General features: G+C 44.4%; 23 protein-coding genes and 1 riboswitch. Of the genes, 11 read left to right on the top strand and 12 right to left on the bottom strand.

The features are described from left to right. Positions 1 to 63 precede the first annotated feature (63 nt). On the top strand, positions 64 to 570 hold the full coding sequence (locus AC4EHB_RS03690) for a DUF309 domain-containing protein (RefSeq protein ID WP_490974243.1): 507 nt from the start codon (positions 64 to 66) through the stop codon (positions 568 to 570). Between the two features lie 167 nt (positions 571 to 737). Here the strand turns inward: AC4EHB_RS03690 and AC4EHB_RS03695 are convergent, their stop codons facing one another. From AC4EHB_RS03695 to AC4EHB_RS03725, 7 genes are all read right to left on the bottom strand, one after another. Further along, positions 738 to 1,097: a GNAT family N-acetyltransferase gene (locus tag AC4EHB_RS03695; protein WP_490974244.1), complete on the bottom strand. Its 360-nt coding sequence runs from the start codon at positions 1,095 to 1,097 to the stop codon at positions 738 to 740. A 180-nt stretch (positions 1,098 to 1,277) separates the two neighbouring features. Next, on the bottom strand, positions 1,278 to 2,600 hold the full coding sequence (gene lysA / locus AC4EHB_RS03700) for a diaminopimelate decarboxylase (RefSeq protein WP_490980692.1): 1,323 nt from the start codon (positions 2,598 to 2,600) through the stop codon (positions 1,278 to 1,280). Between the two features lie 75 nt (positions 2,601 to 2,675). Then, positions 2,676 to 3,980: a pyrimidine-nucleoside phosphorylase gene (locus AC4EHB_RS03705; protein ID WP_490980693.1), complete on the bottom strand. Its 1,305-nt coding sequence runs from the start codon at positions 3,978 to 3,980 to the stop codon at positions 2,676 to 2,678. 19 nt (positions 3,981 to 3,999) lie between these two features. After that, positions 4,000 to 5,184: a phosphopentomutase gene (gene deoB, locus AC4EHB_RS03710; protein ID WP_490980694.1), complete on the bottom strand. Its 1,185-nt coding sequence runs from the start codon at positions 5,182 to 5,184 to the stop codon at positions 4,000 to 4,002. A 75-nt stretch (positions 5,185 to 5,259) separates the two neighbouring features. Continuing rightward, a complete protein-coding gene (xerD, locus tag AC4EHB_RS03715) occupies positions 5,260 to 6,162 on the bottom strand; it encodes a site-specific tyrosine recombinase XerD (protein WP_490974248.1) in 903 nt (300 codons plus the stop codon). Positions 6,163 to 6,718: 556 nt separating this feature from the next. Next, positions 6,719 to 7,180 (bottom strand): ferric iron uptake transcriptional regulator, encoded by a 462-nt coding sequence (gene fur / locus AC4EHB_RS03720; RefSeq protein WP_490974249.1) that lies wholly within the window; start codon positions 7,178 to 7,180, stop codon positions 6,719 to 6,721. A gap of 84 nt (positions 7,181 to 7,264) precedes the next feature. Further along, positions 7,265 to 7,834 carry an NUDIX domain-containing protein gene (locus AC4EHB_RS03725; protein WP_490980695.1) on the bottom strand — a complete coding sequence of 190 codons (570 nt, stop codon included), beginning with the start codon at positions 7,832 to 7,834 and terminating at the stop codon, positions 7,265 to 7,267. A gap of 79 nt (positions 7,835 to 7,913) precedes the next feature. Here AC4EHB_RS03725 and AC4EHB_RS03730 point away from each other — a divergent pair, with 79 nt between their 5' ends. Both AC4EHB_RS03730 and AC4EHB_RS03735 read left to right on the top strand, forming a co-directional pair. Further along, positions 7,914 to 8,816, top strand: a complete 903-nt coding sequence (locus AC4EHB_RS03730; protein WP_490980696.1) for an aldo/keto reductase — start codon at positions 7,914 to 7,916, stop codon at positions 8,814 to 8,816. Between the two features lie 7 nt (positions 8,817 to 8,823). Then, on the top strand, positions 8,824 to 9,357 hold the full coding sequence (locus AC4EHB_RS03735; protein ID WP_490980697.1) for a TVP38/TMEM64 family protein: 534 nt from the start codon (positions 8,824 to 8,826) through the stop codon (positions 9,355 to 9,357). A 65-nt stretch (positions 9,358 to 9,422) separates the two neighbouring features. Here the strand turns inward: AC4EHB_RS03735 and AC4EHB_RS03740 are convergent, their stop codons facing one another. Beyond that, on the bottom strand, positions 9,423 to 9,866 hold the full coding sequence (locus AC4EHB_RS03740) for a hypothetical protein (protein WP_490980698.1): 444 nt from the start codon (positions 9,864 to 9,866) through the stop codon (positions 9,423 to 9,425). Between the two features lie 160 nt (positions 9,867 to 10,026). Here AC4EHB_RS03740 and AC4EHB_RS03745 point away from each other — a divergent pair, with 160 nt between their 5' ends. Both AC4EHB_RS03745 and AC4EHB_RS03750 read left to right on the top strand, forming a co-directional pair. Beyond that, positions 10,027 to 10,167, top strand: a complete 141-nt coding sequence (locus AC4EHB_RS03745) for a hypothetical protein (RefSeq protein WP_490980699.1) — start codon at positions 10,027 to 10,029, stop codon at positions 10,165 to 10,167. A 47-nt stretch (positions 10,168 to 10,214) separates the two neighbouring features. After that, positions 10,215 to 10,418, top strand: a complete 204-nt coding sequence (locus tag AC4EHB_RS03750) for a thioredoxin family protein (protein WP_490980700.1) — start codon at positions 10,215 to 10,217, stop codon at positions 10,416 to 10,418. Positions 10,419 to 10,660: 242 nt separating this feature from the next. On the opposite strand, the gene AC4EHB_RS03755 is transcribed toward AC4EHB_RS03750, so the two are convergent. After that, positions 10,661 to 11,605 carry a cation diffusion facilitator family transporter gene (locus tag AC4EHB_RS03755; RefSeq protein WP_490981485.1) on the bottom strand — a complete coding sequence of 315 codons (945 nt, stop codon included), beginning with the start codon at positions 11,603 to 11,605 and terminating at the stop codon, positions 10,661 to 10,663. Positions 11,606 to 11,646: 41 nt separating this feature from the next. Further along, complete coding sequence (locus AC4EHB_RS03760; RefSeq protein ID WP_490980701.1) at positions 11,647 to 12,354, bottom strand: DNA alkylation repair protein; 708 nt, start codon at positions 12,352 to 12,354, stop codon at positions 11,647 to 11,649. Between the two features lie 176 nt (positions 12,355 to 12,530). On the opposite strand from AC4EHB_RS03760, the gene AC4EHB_RS03765 reads away from it, so the two are divergent. The 5 genes from AC4EHB_RS03765 (at position 12,531) to AC4EHB_RS03785 (ending at position 15,071) form a co-directional block, all read left to right on the top strand. Further along, complete coding sequence (locus tag AC4EHB_RS03765) at positions 12,531 to 12,983, top strand: MarR family winged helix-turn-helix transcriptional regulator (protein WP_490980702.1); 453 nt, start codon at positions 12,531 to 12,533, stop codon at positions 12,981 to 12,983. A 22-nt stretch (positions 12,984 to 13,005) separates the two neighbouring features. Further along, on the top strand, positions 13,006 to 13,524 hold the full coding sequence (gene paiA, locus AC4EHB_RS03770; protein WP_490974258.1) for a spermidine/spermine N(1)-acetyltransferase: 519 nt from the start codon (positions 13,006 to 13,008) through the stop codon (positions 13,522 to 13,524). A gap of 20 nt (positions 13,525 to 13,544) precedes the next feature. Beyond that, positions 13,545 to 14,165 carry an FMN-binding negative transcriptional regulator gene (locus AC4EHB_RS03775; RefSeq protein ID WP_490980703.1) on the top strand — a complete coding sequence of 207 codons (621 nt, stop codon included), beginning with the start codon at positions 13,545 to 13,547 and terminating at the stop codon, positions 14,163 to 14,165. Positions 14,166 to 14,259: 94 nt separating this feature from the next. Further along, a riboswitch (guanidine-I (ykkC/yxkD leader) is annotated at positions 14,260 to 14,358 on the top strand. Positions 14,359 to 14,415: 57 nt separating this feature from the next. Continuing rightward, a complete protein-coding gene (locus AC4EHB_RS03780; protein ID WP_490974260.1) occupies positions 14,416 to 14,757 on the top strand; it encodes a DMT family transporter in 342 nt (113 codons plus the stop codon). Further along, a complete protein-coding gene (locus AC4EHB_RS03785) occupies positions 14,757 to 15,071 on the top strand; it encodes a DMT family transporter (RefSeq protein WP_490974261.1) in 315 nt (104 codons plus the stop codon). The genes AC4EHB_RS03780 and AC4EHB_RS03785 overlap by 1 nt, the downstream gene beginning before the upstream one ends. Before the next feature lie 89 nt (positions 15,072 to 15,160). Here the strand turns inward: AC4EHB_RS03785 and AC4EHB_RS03790 are convergent, their stop codons facing one another. Both AC4EHB_RS03790 and AC4EHB_RS03795 read right to left on the bottom strand, forming a co-directional pair. Next, complete coding sequence (locus AC4EHB_RS03790) at positions 15,161 to 15,919, bottom strand: TerC family protein (protein WP_490974262.1); 759 nt, start codon at positions 15,917 to 15,919, stop codon at positions 15,161 to 15,163. A gap of 307 nt (positions 15,920 to 16,226) precedes the next feature. Beyond that, complete coding sequence (locus tag AC4EHB_RS03795) at positions 16,227 to 16,712, bottom strand: GNAT family N-acetyltransferase (RefSeq protein ID WP_490980704.1); 486 nt, start codon at positions 16,710 to 16,712, stop codon at positions 16,227 to 16,229. A gap of 788 nt (positions 16,713 to 17,500) precedes the next feature. On the opposite strand from AC4EHB_RS03795, the gene AC4EHB_RS03800 reads away from it, so the two are divergent. Beyond that, positions 17,501 to 17,641: a hypothetical protein gene (locus AC4EHB_RS03800; protein ID WP_490974264.1), complete on the top strand. Its 141-nt coding sequence runs from the start codon at positions 17,501 to 17,503 to the stop codon at positions 17,639 to 17,641. The last annotated feature ends 34 nt before the right edge of the window (positions 17,642 to 17,675 follow it).

Consider the following 17,675-nt stretch of genomic DNA (forward strand, 5'->3'; position numbering starts at 1 on the left):
TAAATTTTTAGTTGTTTATTCCAATAATCCATATTCCTTTATTATAGTAGAAAGGTGATTAAAATGCACCCACTCCAACATAAGCTGTTTATCCAATACCTGATCCATTTCAATAATGAAAAAGATTATTTCGAATGCCATGAAGTCGGCGAAGAATACTGGAAGTCTCTTGCCCCAAAAGATAAAATGCATCCGTTGACCGGCTGGATTCAATTAGCGGTCGGCATGTACCATTGGCGCCGCAGCAATTACCCCGGCGCATTGCGTTCTTTTATCCGCTCACGAGCTAAACTCGCTGACGCTGGCATTTGGGTGGAAGGCTTCAACCATGATCAATTGATTGAAGATCTAAACAACGCCATCGCCGCTGTGACCGAACGTGAACCTTATGGCCACTTCGACATCCCGATTGATTCCCGAGTTATCCAGGCGTCAATTGCGCAATACATGCTGGAACACCCTCTTGAAGCTCAGGATCCACATTACATCATGCACAAACATCGCTTGAGAGACCGGACATCGATTATTAATTTGCGCGAACAACGCAAAAAAAGAAATCTGGAGTTATAAAACATAAAGCGAAAGCCTTATAAAAAATGACGCGCTATTGGCCGTTCATTTTTACTTTTAACTAGCTTAAATTAGAAACTTTATCCGGCTATAGTAATTTGATCAAAATAAAAAGGCACTGGAATTTAATCCAGTGCCTTTTTGTGTAGATTTTAGAAACGGTGAGCCTAGATCCGCGCTTTCTTATCCACGCATTTTTGGATGAATGCTTTTGTTTCTTCTGTCGTCTGCATCTCTTTTCCATTCATCAGCTGCTGGATTTTCTCAATCATGGCTTGGCCGATGCCCTCTCCCCGATGGGACGGGTTGACGGAAATGTGATGGAGTGTAAAATGATCTTCGTTCACTTCCACCCCTAATAGGCCGACAAAATCTTCACCCTTTTTCCAAAGGAATAATTGCCAATCAGGATTTTCTTCGTATATATGCATTGTCTGCTGCAATTTCTTCAATTCACGCTCTTTAGGCATGAACGAAAGAAGCCCCATAGCGATTTTTTCAAAAGATTTCTTATATCTAAATAACATATTCAATCCCTCATTTTCGTCTTTAAACGGCTTTTTTCATCCTACTATAGATTCGCAAATAACTCAAGTTTACATGCAATCAGCCGGCTCCAACATTTTCCGCTAAAAAGAGCCAATAGACGAGTCCCCAGGCAATGGCCATTACTAAGAGAATCAGTAATAAAATCAAATTCTCCTTTTTCATCCTTTTTGTTCCTGCGGCGCATAAGACATGTCTTGCTTAACCAAATCTTCAAGCGTTTCGCGTTTCACAACAAGCTGGTGCTTGCCGTTTTCAGCAAATACCACAGCCGGGCGCGCCAGACGGTTGTAATTGCTGGCCATCGAGTAGCCATACGCTCCAGTACAAAATACAGCAAGAATATCGCCCGCTTCAGCAAGCGGCAAGTCTGCTTGTTCAATCAGCTTGTCACCGGACTCGCAGCATTTCCCAGCGATGGTGTATTGCTCGGTTGCAGCCTCTTCCGCTTTATTGGCAATCAGTGAACTGTATTTTGCACCGTAAAGCGCGGGCCGGATATTATCCGACATGCCTCCGTCGACAGCGGCATACTTCCGGGTGCCTGGCACTTCTTTCATCGAGCCGATCGTATAAAGCGTTGTACCAGCATCTCCGACCAGCGAACGGCCGGGTTCGATCCAAATCTCAGGCAGTGGATAATCCTGAGCCCCCGCTGTCTCTTTGACAGTGCCGATCATGTCTTTGACATAGACAGAAGGCTCCAATGGCTCATCTTCAGCTGTATAGCGGATGCCAAACCCGCCGCCCAGGTTCAATACCGGGCAAGTGTAGCCTGTTTCTTCCCGCCATTGCGCCATTTTGCCGACCAACTTTTCGGCTGCCATGCTAAATGCGGCCGTATCGAAAATCTGAGAACCGATATGGCAGTGGAGGCCCAGCAAGTTCAGGAACTGATGCTTATGCGTCTCTTTAAACGCTCGATCCGCTTGGCCGTTGTTCAAGTCAAAGCCGAATTTAGAATCTTCCTGCCCGGTTGTGATGTAATCATGCGTATGTGCTTCAATGCCCGGCGTTACTCGCAGCAGTATATTCATTGGTCGTGCAAGCTCTTCCGAAAGTTTCTTCAACTGGCTTATTTCATAAAAATTATCGACGACGATGCAGCCGATTTCTTCTTTGAACGCCATGCGAAGTTCTTCGTCGCTTTTATTGTTGCCGTGGAAATGGATTTTCTCTTTCGGGAAGCCTGCTTGAAGCGCGGTGTAAAGTTCTCCGCCCGATACAACGTCCAGCGACAGGTTTTCCTGCGCCGCTACTTGGTAAATGGCGATGCTTGAAAAAGCTTTGCTGGCATAAGCTACTTGGTAGCCGATTCCCGATTCTTCGAACGTTTTTTTGAATGCACGCGCGCGGTCCCGGAATAATTGAATATCGTATACAAAAAGTGGAGTACCGTATTCTTTCGCTAAATCTACGGCATCTGTGCCACCGATGGCCAAATGGCCTTTGTCATTAATGCTTTGTGTACCGTATAAATGCATGATGTCCCTCCTAAGCTATGCGAAATGGAAGACCTTATAAAAAAAACTTGCTGAGAATAAACCCAGCAAGGTCTCTTAATCGGTAATCAGCGCAGAAATCAGCTGAGTTTTTTCAACCGGTTCGCTTGAATATTCAATACTATTATATATCATATTTATGCAATCCGCGAGTTCTTCTGTATTTGCATAAATGGTTGCCAACGATTCGCCTTCTTTAACGAAATCGCCGACTTTTTTGTGAAGAACGATGCCGACTGCCAAATCGATTTCCGATTCTTTCGTCGCTCTGCCGGCACCAAGCACCATAGCTGCTGTGCCGATTTCGTCCGCTTCCATAAAGGAAATATAGCCCTCTTCCGGCGAAGGAACTTCTTTCGTGAATTTCGCTTGCGGCAATAAGCTGACATCGTCGACTACGGCAGGATTTCCGCCTTGAGCCGCGATGAATTGCTTCATGACTTCGAGCGCTTTGCCATTGGCAATCACTTCTTCTAACATTGCACGTGCTTCTTCCAAGGTCTCCGCTTTGCCGCCGACAACGACCATTTGGCTGCCAAGAACGAGGCACAATTCTGTCAGGTCTTCCGGTCCATTGCCTTGCAATGTTTCAATCGCTTCTTTCACTTCCAGCGCGTTGCCGATGGCGAAGCCAAGGGGCTGGCCCATGTCTGAGATAATCGCCATTGTTTTGCGGCCCGTTGAATTGCCGATGCCCACCATGGCATGCGCCAATTCTTTCGCATCTTCTTCTGTTTTCATGAATGCGCCTTCGCCTATTTTCACGTCCAAGACGATGGCGTTTGCGCCAGCTGCAATTTTTTTGCTCATTATCGAACTAGCAATCAATGGGATGCTATTGACTGTCGCCGTTACATCGCGAAGCGCGTAAAGTTTTTTATCGGCTGGCGTCAAGTTGCCGCTTTGACCAATGACAGCCAATTTGATGTCATTGACTTGTTTGATGAATTCTTCCGTCGTCAACTCGACGTGGAAGCCTTCGATCGCCTCAAGCTTGTCGATTGTGCCGCCTGTATGGCCAAGGCCGCGTCCGCTCATTTTTGCTACCGGCACGCCGCATGCTGCAACCAAAGGTCCAAGAACCAATGTTGTTGTATCGCCCACGCCGCCTGTAGAATGCTTATCAACTTTGATGCCTTCGATAGCAGACAAATCGATTTGGTCGCCTGAGTTGGCCATTGCCATTGTCAAATCCGCGCGTTCGCGTTCAGTCATATTCTGGAAATAAACCGCCATCAGAAATGCACTCATTTGGTAATCGGCAATTTCGTTTTTTGTATAACCTGTGATGATAAACTGGATTTCTTCAGTAGTCAGTTCAAAGCCGTCTCTTTTTTTCTCGATCAAATCCACCATTCTCATGATTCGTTTCCCGCCTTTCTCATTTTAAGTTCCCTAAGATGCTTGTGCCGAATTGAGGCATCGGTGCTGAGAAATTATCTGCAATCGTTGCACCGATATCAGCAAAGGTTTTGCCAAGCGCCAATTCTTTGCCGCCTTCAAATCGCGGTGAAAATACCAGCAACGGCACAAATTCACGTGTATGGTCAGTGCCTGGGAATGTCGGGTCGTTGCCATGGTCAGCCGTGATGATCAGCAAATCGTCTTCATTCATACGGTCGAGTACTTCCGGCAGCCGTTTGTCGAACGCTTCAAGCGCTTCTGCGTAGCCTTTTGGATCGCGTCTGTGCCCGAACAATGCATCAAAATCTACCAAGTTCAAAAAGCTCATGCCTGTAAATGATTCTCCGGCAACTTCTACCAATTTGTCCATGCCGTCCATATTGTCTTTTGTGCGAACCGATTTCGTCACACCTTCGCCGTTGAAAATATCATTGATTTTGCCGATGGCGATCACGTCTTTGCCGCTGTCTTTCAATTCGTTCATAACGGTGCGCCCAAAAGGTTTTAGGGCGTAATCATGGCGATTCGACGTCCGTTTAAAAGCACCTTTTTCGCCTAAGAACGGGCGCGCAATGATGCGGCCAACCAGGAATTCAGGCGATAGCGTCAATTCGCGTGCGATTTCGCAGATGCGGTAAAGCTCTTCAAGTGGAATGATTTCTTCGTGGGCTGCAATTTGGAGAACCGGGTCGGCAGAAGTATAAACGATAATAGCTCCTGTTTCCATATGTTCTTCTCCAAGTTCGTCCAATATTTCAGTGCCGCTGGCCGGTTTGTTGCCAATGACTTTGCGGCCGGTCTTTTCTTCAAGCTGCTGGATCAATTCAGTCGGAAAGCCATCCGGATAAACCTTGAATGGTGTATCAATGTTGAGTCCCATAATTTCCCAATGCCCAGTCATCGTATCTTTTCCGACAGACGCTTCCTGCAATTTGCCGAAATGCGCCGCAGGCTGTTCCGCTGGCGTAAGCCCTTTCACAGGAACGATGTTAGCAAGTCCAAGCTTCTCCATGTTCGGCATAGAAAGCCCACCAACTGCTTCCGCAATATGTCCAAGTGTATCTGATCCTTTGTCGCCGTAAGCTTCAGCGTCCGGTGCTTCACCGATTCCCACTGAATCCAGAACCACAAGGTGAATTCGTTCAAAAGGTTTATCTGTCATTTGTCTTCCTCCTTATTTACGATTCTATATTACCACAAATGAAGGTCTTGTCAGAAGTCAGACCTATTTTATTTTTTAAGCGCGGGGATGGAACTGTGAATAAACATCCTTTAAGCGTGTTTTGCTGACATGGGTATAGATTTGCGTAGTGGAAATATCTGCGTGTCCAAGCATTTCTTGGACCGCCCGCAGATCCGCCCCGTTCTCGATCAAGTGCGTAGCGAACGAATGGCGCAGCGTATGCGGCGTCAACTCTTTTTGGATGCCCGCTTTTTGGGCATGCTGCTTCAGCAATTTCCAGCAACCTTGGCGCGTCAGCCGTTTGCCACGTTGGTTGATAAACAAAGAATCGGTTTTTTCGCCTTCTTTCAGCAAACTGCCTCGTGCGCTCGATAAGTATTCTTCACAAGCCGAAAGTGCGGATTTTCCGAGCGGAATGATCCGTTCTTTTCCGCCCTTGCCGAAACAGCGGACAAAGCCCATTGTCAAATTGACATCTTCAACATCCAAATTGATGCATTCACTGACGCGCATGCCGCTCGCATACAAGAGCTCAAGCATAGCCCGGTCGCGCACCCCGTTCGGTTTACTGGCATCTGGCGCTTGAATCAGCGCATCGACTTCTTCTATAGAAAGGATATTCGGAAGCTTTTTCTCCATCTGCGGCATTTCCAGATGGACGGTCGGGTCGTTGTCCACGACCCGCTCACGGATCAGGAATTGGTGGAATGAACGGATTGAGGAAATGTGGCGTGCCACGGTCCGTGAAGTTTTGGTGGTTTCTTTAAGATGGCGCAAGTGGTTCAAAATATGTACACGTTCCACTTTTCTGAGAGATTCCAGCTGCTCGACTTCTTTTAAATACTGGAGATAGCTTTTCAAGTCCCGTTCATAGGACACTAGGGTGTTGGCGGCAAGCTGCCTTTCCACCCGCAGGAAATGCAGGTAGTCGTCTAATGCATCTTTGGCGTATTTCACGTGAATCCCTCCAGTTGTTTATATATATGATTTTCAAATTTTTCATTTCGCTCCAGTCGGACGCTTTCCGCGGGGTGGGCATGGAGCCTCCTCAGCCCGTTTTGCACGGGCTTCCGGGGTCTCCATTGTCCCACTAATCCCGCAGGAGTCGCCGCCTTGCGCTTCATTCAAAGGAGAATCTTAATATCGGACCTCTTCTTTTATCTTAGTAATTGAAAGATACACTTCCTGCACTTTCTCGCTGTTTAACAGATGTGGAGCAAAATAGCTCCGACTCCCGCGGGATAGCGCAGTGCCGAAATCCACTCGGGCGCTAGCACGAGTTAGTTCGGCCAAGCCCGCAGGAAAGATATGGCAGAACTACCTTCGGCCATATCTTTGCGATAATGCAGCGCAGCGATGCAACGCACTTTAATGTCTCGAAGCTAGCGAAGCGATGCAGAGACAGGAGCATATGTTTTAGCGGGGCTTTTTTGCGGAATATCTGACATTTAACCTTCTAAGAATAGAAAAAGGAAGGGCGGCCTATCAGGGCCGTCCTTCCTTTTCTCACCAGTCATTGGGATGCATCTTGTGAGCTGCGGTCATGACAGCGCCAGCAGATGCCATGAAAAGTAAGACGGTGGTCTTTAATTTGAAAGTTGAACCGTTTTTCTACGACGGCTTCCACATCTTCTAGCAGGTCTTCCTGTATTTCGTCTACTGCTCCACACTCTATGCATACTAAGTGGTGATGAAAATGGGCTGCGCCTTCCTGGCGCAGATCATAGCGTGATACGCCATCACCAAAGTTGATTTTGTCGACAACTTTCAATTCAGTCAATAATTCCAATGTCCGATACACAGTCGCCAATCCGATTTCCGGTGCGATGTCTTTTACTAGTAGATAGACGTCTTCCGCACTGAGATGGTCTTCTTCGTGGTCTAACAGGATCCGGACAGTCGCTTCACGCTGTGGCGTCAATTTATAACTGGCAGCATGCAATTGTTTTTTAATACGGTCAATTCTAGTTTCCATGCGACGCCCTCCCTAAACTGCCTTTATTATATCAAAAGACGGTTCTCATTTACAAGAAATATAATCATTCTTTATTTAGAATGATTATAATCTAAGGACTTGGCTATTCTCATTTACTAAGTGTTGTTTTGCCCACAGGACGGCAAAAGCAGTTTTTGCATCAAAAATCCGGTTATCTTTCATCATTTGTTCTGCTTCTTCAATGGTAACTTCGAGCAAATCGACAAACTCGTCTTCATCCAATATTGCGCCGGATTCGGATTTTTTCAAGCCGACCGCTCCATAGACATGAATGACTTCGTCCGCGAAGCCTGGAGAAGTTGAGAATGATTGGATCAATTGGAGCCGCTCTGCGGTGTAGCCTGTTTCTTCTTCCAGTTCACGCATTGCTGTATAGGAAGGCTCTTCGCCTTTTTCGATTTTGCCAGCCGGTATTTCGATGATTGAACGCTCCAGAGCTTTGCGGTATTGCTCAACCAGAATCAGTTTGCCTTCAGGTGTCAAGGCGATAAGTGCGACGGCTCCCGGATGTTCCACCAATTCACGCTTTGATGTATGGCCATTTGGCAGTGAAACTTCGTCGACTTTTAAGTTGATGACTTTTCCTTCGTAGATCCGCTCTGAACTGATGGTTTTCTCTTCAAATTTTTTCATGGGAAACCTCTTTTCGTTTGTTATTTCTCTACCGCAAAGTATACCATAAGAGAAACGACATACTAAACGGGGTGGCTGCATGAAAAAGAATATTCTAGGAAATAGTGGAATCGAAATTAGCGAGATTGGCTTAGGATGCATGTCCTTGCCTTTCGATCTTCCGGAAGCAAAAGCAATTGTGCGCGAAGCGCTCGAACAAGGCATCAATTACTTTGATACGGCGGATTTTTACAATAAAGGCAAAAATGAAGAGCTCGTTGGTGAATTGCTGAAAGGCAGCCGGAAGGATATCGTCCTTGCGACGAAAGTCGGCAATGAATGGAATAGCCATACGGATGAAGTAAAGTGGAATGCCACGAAACCTTATATCACGGAACAGGTCCACAATAGCTTGTTGCGCCTGCAGACGGATTACATAGACGTCTATCAGCTGCACGGAGGCATGATAACCGACAATAGCGAAGAAACGATCGATGCGTTTGAAACTTTGAAAAAAGAAGGGCTGATTCGGGCATACGGCATCTCTTCCATTCGGCCGAATGTCATCAAACGCTTTTTGTCGGACAGTGACATTGCTTCAATTATGATGCAGTACAGTTTGCTGGATCGCCGCCCGGAAGAATTCTTGGAGGAAATTGGTGCAGCAGGACGTTCCGTCGTGACGCGCGGCTCCTTGGCGAGAGGCTTGTTGACGAACAGCGGATTGAAGCGAACTGCTGACGGCAATGGTTATCTGACCTATGGGGATGCGGAGCTGAAAGCCGTTCTACAAAGTTTGATGGAAATCCACGATAATTTGAATGCCTTAGCTGTGCACAGCGTATTGGACAATCCGACTGTGGCTTCTGTCATTGCTGGTGCCAGTTCTGCGGATCAGCTCCTTGAAACGCTCACAGCCTACGACACAACTGTATCAGTTGAACAGATTCGACGCGCCAAGGAACTGACTAAGCAAGATCGCTACCAGGAACACCGGGAGTAAAAGTTAAATGGATATATTGTTCATTTTGCAATTACTCGCAGTGATCGCCGGCAATCTGCTGATTGGAGCGGTCGGGTTTATTCCCAGCTTTTTTATGACCGCTCTGAATATTTCCTTGTACGGCCTCGGCGCCGGCATGCTGCTTTCTATGATCGGCGAAGTGTTCGGGGTTTGGATTGGATTCCACTTGTATCGCTTCGGTTTTTCAAAGATGAAAGACGAGTGGCGCCAGCACCGGCTTTGGCGCTATTTGCATAGCCGGAATGCCAGCCAAATCTTCTTCGGCATCATTGCTCTTCGGCTACTTCCGTTTATGCCGTCCGGACTGGTGACGGCAGCCGCTTCGGCAACTCCGATCCGCTCTGGCTCATTTTTGCTGGCCAGTACCATCGGCAAGATTCCCGCCGTTGCCTTTGAAGTCGCAGCAGTTTACGGATTCACGCAAGTGGTCCCCATTTTTTATCAATACCTCATACTGGCGGTGCTGCTCGCGGTCACGCTTTTGGGGTGGCTAATCACCAAACATCGCTCCGCTAAATAAAATAAAAAAGCTGCCTGCAAAGTCAAATTTAGACGTCGCAAGCAGCTTTCCAATTTTTGTTGGCCTCACTGATTTTCCGTTTCGATGCCAATCGCCTCCAATTGCTCTCTAGTGTCCAGTGCAACGGATAAGGAAGCCCCTACCGCCACACCCACACCAGCAACATGCAAGGATCCATCACCGTATTGATTGGAAACGGCAGTGATATCTTGTCTTGCTTCGCCCAATCGATTAAATATGGAAATTAGGTGCTGTTCATAATAACTGTATTCTTCCAGTGTCAATGCGTTTTTGGATTTCAAAGCTTCAGTAATTACGGCTGTTTCATCATTGACCGCAAAAACCTTATTTTCTATCGGTTCAACAGCTTTTTCAATTTGGGTCCGCTCTTTAATAGCAATTGAGATATCATTACTGCCATCTTCGGTGCCGGCGAATGCAGCGGGCGCAGCAAATACCAAACTGATGGCTAATGCAGGTGCGGTAATTTTCAAAAGTGAAGTTTTCATCGGTTCCTTCCCCCTTCAATTACTTAATCCGTACACCGCCAATATACCTTATATATCTTGCATTAACCATTTGACCTTCATTTTTAATACAAGCGTAATGCCCATGCAATAACATGAAAGGTGCTTAGTTAAGAGATATGTTGGTAAAGGGATTAATATAGTGCATAGCGAGCCAGCAGAAAGAGTAGTATCGAAAACAGCTATATTACCGGAAGGACTGATTGTTATGACGGAATTATTAACACTTGCCGAAGTAAAAGAGTTCGAAACAGCATCAGGTTTGAATTTCCTGTACGTCTGACAACAGGGTGTGGCGTATGCCACGCGCTTCTCCCTCAAATAAAAAGAGTGTTTGAGGAATACCCGAATATCCAAACACGCCAGGTCAACGCGGCCGACATTCCGGAACTTGCTGGCCATTTATCGATTTTCACAGCACCGGTGCTGATTTTGTTTTCGAATGGCAAGGAAATCCTGCGGGAAGCCCGCTTCGTCCATGTCGATGAGTTTGAACAAAAAATCGGCAAAATCTACGAAGGATATTATTCGTAAGGAAATTTGCCATTAAGTTCGGCAGAACCACGGGCCGAACAGAGGTTTTTGCAGGCGCAAAGCGATTTACGAGCGTTTACTTGCGGAATACAAGATTTATTTGCGGCAAATTATGTTTTTCTTGTAGCAAACGGGAGTTACTTGCGTCAAATCACCTTTAACTTACAGCAATTCAAACCAGCACTTCATAAATGAAAAAATTGCCCGGCAAGCCAATGTAAACGGCGTGCCGGGCAATTTTTCTAATGCTTATGATGTTCATGGCCGCCGTGTTCTTCGTGAATCCGGCTGATGATGTTGTTGTCGTGTGGATGTTCTTTGTTTTCCATTTGGATCGTGACGTGGCCGATTTTCATGTCTGCCAAAACCGTTTCAATCCGGCGCAAAAGCTGCTGGCATTCCTCGAACGTTGTGCCTTCTTTAATCACGACATGCCCTGACAAAGAATTTTGGCCGCTTGTGATGCTCCAGACGTGGAGGTCATGGATGTCGACCACTCCGTTGATGTTTTTGATGGCCACTACCACTTCGTCAAGGTCGACATTGCGCGGGGTCCCTTCCATCAGCACATGAACTGCTTCTTTTGTAACGCGCCATCCGCTCGTCAATACAAGCAACGCAACGATAACACTCATCAGCGGATCGGCAAAGTTCCAGCCGAGGAAGAAAATCAGCAAAGCAGCGATAATCGCACCGACTGATCCCAGCAGATCGCTTAGCACGTGCAAAAACGCTGCGCGCACATTCAGATTTTCTTTTGTATCGCCGCCACGCATCATGATCCATGCCACCAACAGATTCACGAGCAGCCCGATTACGGCAATCGTCAGCATTCCCAGTGATTTCACTTCCACAGGATCGGCGAAACGGTGGTACGCTTCGTAAAAAATGTAAACTGCGACAAGCACTAACGTCACTCCGTTAAAGACCGCCGCCAGTATTTCAAAACGTTTATAGCCGTAGGTCTTGAAACGGTTTGCCGCTTTTTCTCCGAGCGTAAATGCCAGAACGCCGACGCCGAGGGACACCGAATCGCTCAGCATATGGCCAGCATCCGCAATCAACGCCAAGCTGTTTGTCAGATAACCGCCGATGAACTCGACAATCATAAATGCAGCCGTAATCCCAAACGCAATTTTCAGCGTCCGTTTGTTCTTGCCATGGGAATGGTTGTGTCCGCTGTCCATTTCCATCCTCTCCCATCCTATATGCTGGTGCTGTTTTTATTTTAACATCTTACATACTTCCGCTTAAAACCGATCCTGCTTCTTGCCTTTTCTTTTTCAATGCTTTCCAAAGCGTTCAGGAAACTGCTTTTTTTATTGTCCTTTTTCAGTTCCACTATGCCTACTTCGGCTGATATCTCCAGCGCTTTTTCATGGAGCGGCAAATAGGAAACTCCCACAGTATAAAGAAAATTATTCATCGCAGATTTCGTGCGTTCCGGAGAAATATGAATCGTATTTTTCACGGTATCAAGCATATCGGAAATTTTTCTTTCTGAAAACTCCTCGTCTTTGCGGTTGCCCAGCAGCCAACAATAACAACTCCAGCCGGCGGACATCTTCAGTTCATCGCCGCTTGCAATCCATTTATCGGAAACGTCTTGTGCAATGTTCGATTCTGACAAAGTCACTGCTACAATATAATCGGAAATCATGTAAAAATACGCCGTTTCCATCCAGCGGTCGAAGTCTTCCTTTGTCATTGCTTTCGGGTCGGCGATAACGCCTGCAAAGTACATGGCATCGTAATTGCCAGTGGCATAAAGCTTGTCAGCCAAATCCTGGTCTATTTTTATATTCTTCTTAATGGGCTTCATCGCCCCTGTAGCTACGCCAAAAAGCGGCTCGTGAGCACCATTGGACAGGTATATTTTTTTCGTTCGTTCCTTGCCAAGAGCTTCAAGCTCTTGCATGACTGTTTCGAAATCCATATTTTTCCCTTCCTTTCAACAAGCAGAGTAAATAATTCTTCAAATTAAGTTTACACTACTTCACTAACGTTCATGCATTGATTCTTAAATGGAGATTTTTTGTTGCAAATGCAATAAAAATACATTAAACTGAATTCAGTTACTTTTACAATAGAACATTCACTAAGGGGATTGATATGAAAGAAATTTTGCGCGAAATTGGCATGATTGCAAGAGCATTGGATTCCATCAGCAACATCGAGTTTAAAGAATTCGATCTGACGAAAGGCCAATACTTATACGTGGTGCGGATTTTTGAAAACCCAGGAATCATTCAAGAACAATTAATCGATTTAATCAAAGTAGATCGCTCTACCGCAACGCGCGCTATTCAAAAACTTGAAGCAAGTGGTTTTATTGAAAAAAGAGATGATCCTGACAACAAAAAAATCAAACGGCTCTTCCCCACCGAGAAAGGGAAAATGGTCTACCCTTTCATCAAAAGAGAAAATGAACATTCCGATTTTGTCGCATTAGAGGGCTTTTCGGAAGAAGAAACCGAAATGACGTTCCAAATGCTGCAGCGAATCAGAAAAAATATCGAAAAAGATTGGGAATCCGTCAAAAAAGGCCATAAGCGAAACTATTAACCTTAAAGGAGCTACCTTTCCAATGACTATTACCATCAAAAAGTACAACTTTGAGAATGCAAGTGAGCTTCAAAAAATTAGTGTTGACACGTTTACGGAGACATTCAAAGAACAAAATTCCCCTGAGCATCTGGCTGCCTATATAGAAAAGGCTTATAATTTAGATGCATTGGAGCAGGAGCTCGCTAATCCTTCTTCGCATTTCTTTTTCGTTTATTGGGATGACAAAATCGCTGGGTACTTGAAAGTCAATATGGATGAGGCACAGACAGAAGTGATGGGCGGCGCTTCACTGGAAATTGAACGGATTTATGTAAAAAAGCAATTCCACAAGCACGGCCTTGGCAAAGCGCTGTTGAATAAAGCATTCGAGATCGCTTTGGACGAGAAGAAAAAGGCGATTTGGCTAGGCGTGTGGGAAGACAACACAAACGCTATTGCGTTTTATCAGAAAAAAGGATTTGTCCAAACGGGTTCGCACTCGTTCTTTATGGGCGATGACGAGCAAGTCGATTTGATTTTAACCAAAACACTCCAATAATTTTTGAAAGGCGGATTCTATTGTATATTCCTAAACATTTTAAGCTCACAGATCTGAATGAAATCCAAGAATTCATCCACACGAATTCATTCGGCACATTAATCACCACAAAGAATGGCAAACCCATTGCGACGCATTTGCCGCTCCAATTGGTGAAAGAAGATAATGATTATTTCATCACTGGGCATATGGCTTATGGAAATCCCCAATGGCGGACATTCGATACTTGCGGTGATGTGCTAATCACATTTCAAGGGCCGCATGCCTATATTTCTTCTTCGTGGTATGAAAAAGAAAATGTTCCGACATGGAATTACCAAGCTGTTCATTTATATGGTGCAGCCAAACTATTGGATGAAGCTGAGTTAAAAGCGGACTTGGCTAAGTTGATGCAAAAATATGAACAACATCGAGAACATCCTGTTTTGTTGGAGACACTTTCCCCTTCCATGCTGGAAAAAGAACTGAAAGGAATAGTCGGCTTCAAGATTCAAGTGACTGAAGTTCAGGCTGCTTATAAAATCAGCCAAAACCGAACCCCAACGGATTACAAGAATATCATTGATCAATTGCACAAGGAAGAAAATACAGATGCATCCGAAATGGCCGAAGTAATGGAAAAGAAGATGAAGGAATCTTAGTAACTTCCTTCCGAAACAGGTGAAAATAGAGTAAAGAGTCCTTTCTTTTGAAAATACTTTAAGAAGCGTGTATTATTGTCATTAATTGCATAACTGAAATGTTTTCTAGGGTTCCGCAGCATCTGACGCTGGATTGGTCCGAGAGAAAACTCACAGCTCTGCTGTGTCACGGAAGGACAAAAGCCTGGGAGAAACTGTTGTTACAGTTCTCTCAGGCTTTTTATTTCCGTCAATATAAGGAGGAGATTTTATGAATTCGGATTGGTTGAAAGTCATCATTGCCGCTGTTTTTGAAGTGGTTTGGGTTATCGGCTTGAAGCATGCCGATGGCTTTGCGGAATGGGCTACTACTGTCGTAGCAATCGTTATCAGTTTTTCTGCCATGATCAACGCGGGACGGAAACTGCCGGTCGGCACCGTCTATGCAGTTTTTGTCGGACTTGGAACGGCAGGTACTGTCCTTTCAGAGATTGTTTTTTTCGATGAACCGTTTAAAATCGAAAAAATTGTATTAGTTGGCGTGTTGTTAGCCGGAGTAGTCGGTTTGAAATTAGTAACTAATGATGAACCTGTTGAAGGAGGCGAAGCATAATGGCTTGGACGGCATTGATTTTAGCAGGAATCTGCGAAATGTTCGGCGTGGCAATGATCAGCAAACTGAACAAAGATCGAAATTGGCAAGCTTTTTCGCTGTTGGTGCTCGCATTCGGTTCGAGTTTCGCCTTTTTGGCGTATGCGATGGAAACTTTGCCAATGGGCACCGCTTACGCCATTTGGACGGGGATCGGCGCGTCCGGCGGGGCGATACTGGGCATGCTTTATTACAATGAATCCAAAGACACGAAGCGGATTTTCTTTATCGCTCTTGTTTTGGGCGCGGCCGTGGGATTAAAGCTTGTAGCGTGATTCTCCCCCCCCCCCCAATGAAAAAAGAAGAAACTCGGCGATGAGTTTCTTCTTTTTTATGGACATATTTTGTTGATTGTTTAACGCTCTTATATTTCTTGCGCTTTCTTTTTCTTGATACTGACCAATGCTCCTGCAACCACTATTCCGAGCAGTACACCCCAGAAAATCAGCTTCCATTCCGTGGAATGGGCAAAGTCGTAAGGAAGGATTCCCAAGTCTTTATGCGCCAGCGTAAGCACCAACAGCTTGACACCCACCCAACCGACGATTACAAACGCTGTAGTTTCCAATTGCGGATAGTCCGCCAACAACTTGACGAATTTATGGGCGGCAAATCGCATGATGACAAGTCCAACCAAGCCTCCGGCAAGCATAACGGCAAACTGCCCGCCGTTGATTCCGCCGATTTCCGCACTCCCTAAATGCGGCAGTGTAATTGCGAGTGCTACTGCAGCCAGCATCGAGTCGATTGCAAAGGCAATATCCGCCAATTCCACTTTTAAAACAGTCATCCAAAAGCCTGATCCTTTAGTTGCTTCGGGCTCTAGGGAATGTTCTTTCCCTTTCCGCTGATCGTAAATGTGCTTAATCGCGATGAACAGCAGATAAGCCGCTCCCAAAGCTTGAATTTGCCATACATCCACCAATATCGTAATCATGAACAATGCCGCAAAACGGAAAATAAAGGCCCCCATCAACCCATAAAACAAGGCTTTTTTCTGTTGTTCTTTCGGCAAATGCTTGACCATGACCGCCATGACAACAGCGTTATCTGCAGCCAGCAGCCCTTCTAGTGCAACTAATACCAGCAACACCCACAAATACTCCAATAAAATTGCTTCCATCTTTCATCCTCCTCCTAATTTTTGCCAACAAAAAAGACCCTTGCCTAATAAAAGGCAAAGGTCTCGCTAAGCAAAATTTTTGCTATCACAACCGATGGCTACGAACCATGTAATGACGACTGTGAAATAGGTTTCCCTATAGCTACTCCCCCTTGACATGAAGTCAAAGTCTATTGAGTTGTAAGATTACTATACCATTTAATAAGGACCTGCAAAGAAGAAAAATTGTCCATTTAATGACAGAGATTTCTGAAAGCTGTTAGACAATGAAAGAACATCCTAACTTTCTTTCAATGCTTTTGTTAGTTTAGATGTCCATGACCATACGAAGCATCGTTGTATTAAGTCCATCCAGATTGTCATCAAACTCAGAATGGGTATGAAACCCCTTGGCTTGATAGAAAGTTACTCCAGATTTATTTTCTTTTTCTACATCAGCAATAAGCGATTGTGCCCCCTTTAAATTCTTAATGCCCTCCCGAAGAAGGGCTGTTCCGATACCTTTACCATGATATTTCGAAAGGAGGTATATCGCACCCAATTCAGCAATACCTCCTTGTTTCACTGTAGAGAAATTAGCAAAACCAACGATTTCCCCTGTCACTTCAGCAACGTAAAGAGAAGAAACTTCCAAGCGTTTGTGCATCATGTTATCGCTATAGGCGCTTCCTAAAAATGTTTCTTGAATTTCCAGTGGAATTATTCCAGTATAAGTGGTTTTCCAACTTTCCCTTGCTACACTTTGAACTGCTTTTATATCTCTCTTTTCCATATCCCGGATGTGAAAACCCATATTTAAAATCCCCCTCTTTTTACATGCATAATCTTTAATTTTAGGTGTAAAAGATTTTCTAAATCTAAAATTTCATTTAAGTATAAATAAATCACTTATCCTATATTCCATTTAACCCCAAAAATGTATACTTAGAATATTGAATAAAACGGTTTAGGCGAGGTAGAGTATTTGAATGGCCCGTTCACTTTAAGCTTTAAAAATAAAGAAGTTAGAATTTGGTTCTACATCATGTTGCCTATAGCGATCATTGGGATGTTTGTTTTGTTATTTGCCGAATACAAATATCAAAATGCTGCGTTCTTAGTGGTTTTAATAGGCTGGCTAATATATTACCTTTTGCGCTTAAAAAATAGAAAGAAAAAGTAAAAGAAGCAGTTCTTTCTTAAAAAGAAAGGCTGTTAAATTATTTCATTCTCGAAAGGCGCTGGAAACTAATTGTTTTTATATTACACAATAACGCTCATTGTCGTGTTTTTAGCTATATTAATTATTAACTTCATAGTGAATAAAATTTTGGGATTGAGCAGTAAAGTCCATTGGATAATGTCTCTCGTTACAAGTTTTCTTTTTGCATTGCTTTTTACAGCGATGCTAGGTTTTTAACACGTCGCTTTATTCTTTATCGAAGGTAAAATATGTTTTACAAAATATCACCTTTATTACTATATATGACTCTAACTTTAAAATATACATATTTTAACATTATTTCATCTAAAAAATATTAAAAAGTTTTTAATAACAAATTTTGATGCTAAGGCATTCCAGTAAAAGGAGTAATTCAGCTTATGAAAAGTTTCATCGATGATTTAGCCGGAGCGATTTTTGATATTCTGAAGTTGTTTTGTTATTTCCTTGCCGGTGTGGTGATTGTTAGCGGAGCAATGTATGCGATTGTAGGGATTTTAAATTTGATAACCGGAAACTAAAAAATCCGCAAATGGCATGCGCTTTTACAGCGGT

The sequence above is a fragment of the Planococcus sp. TJ-302 genome, from assembly GCF_058268455.1.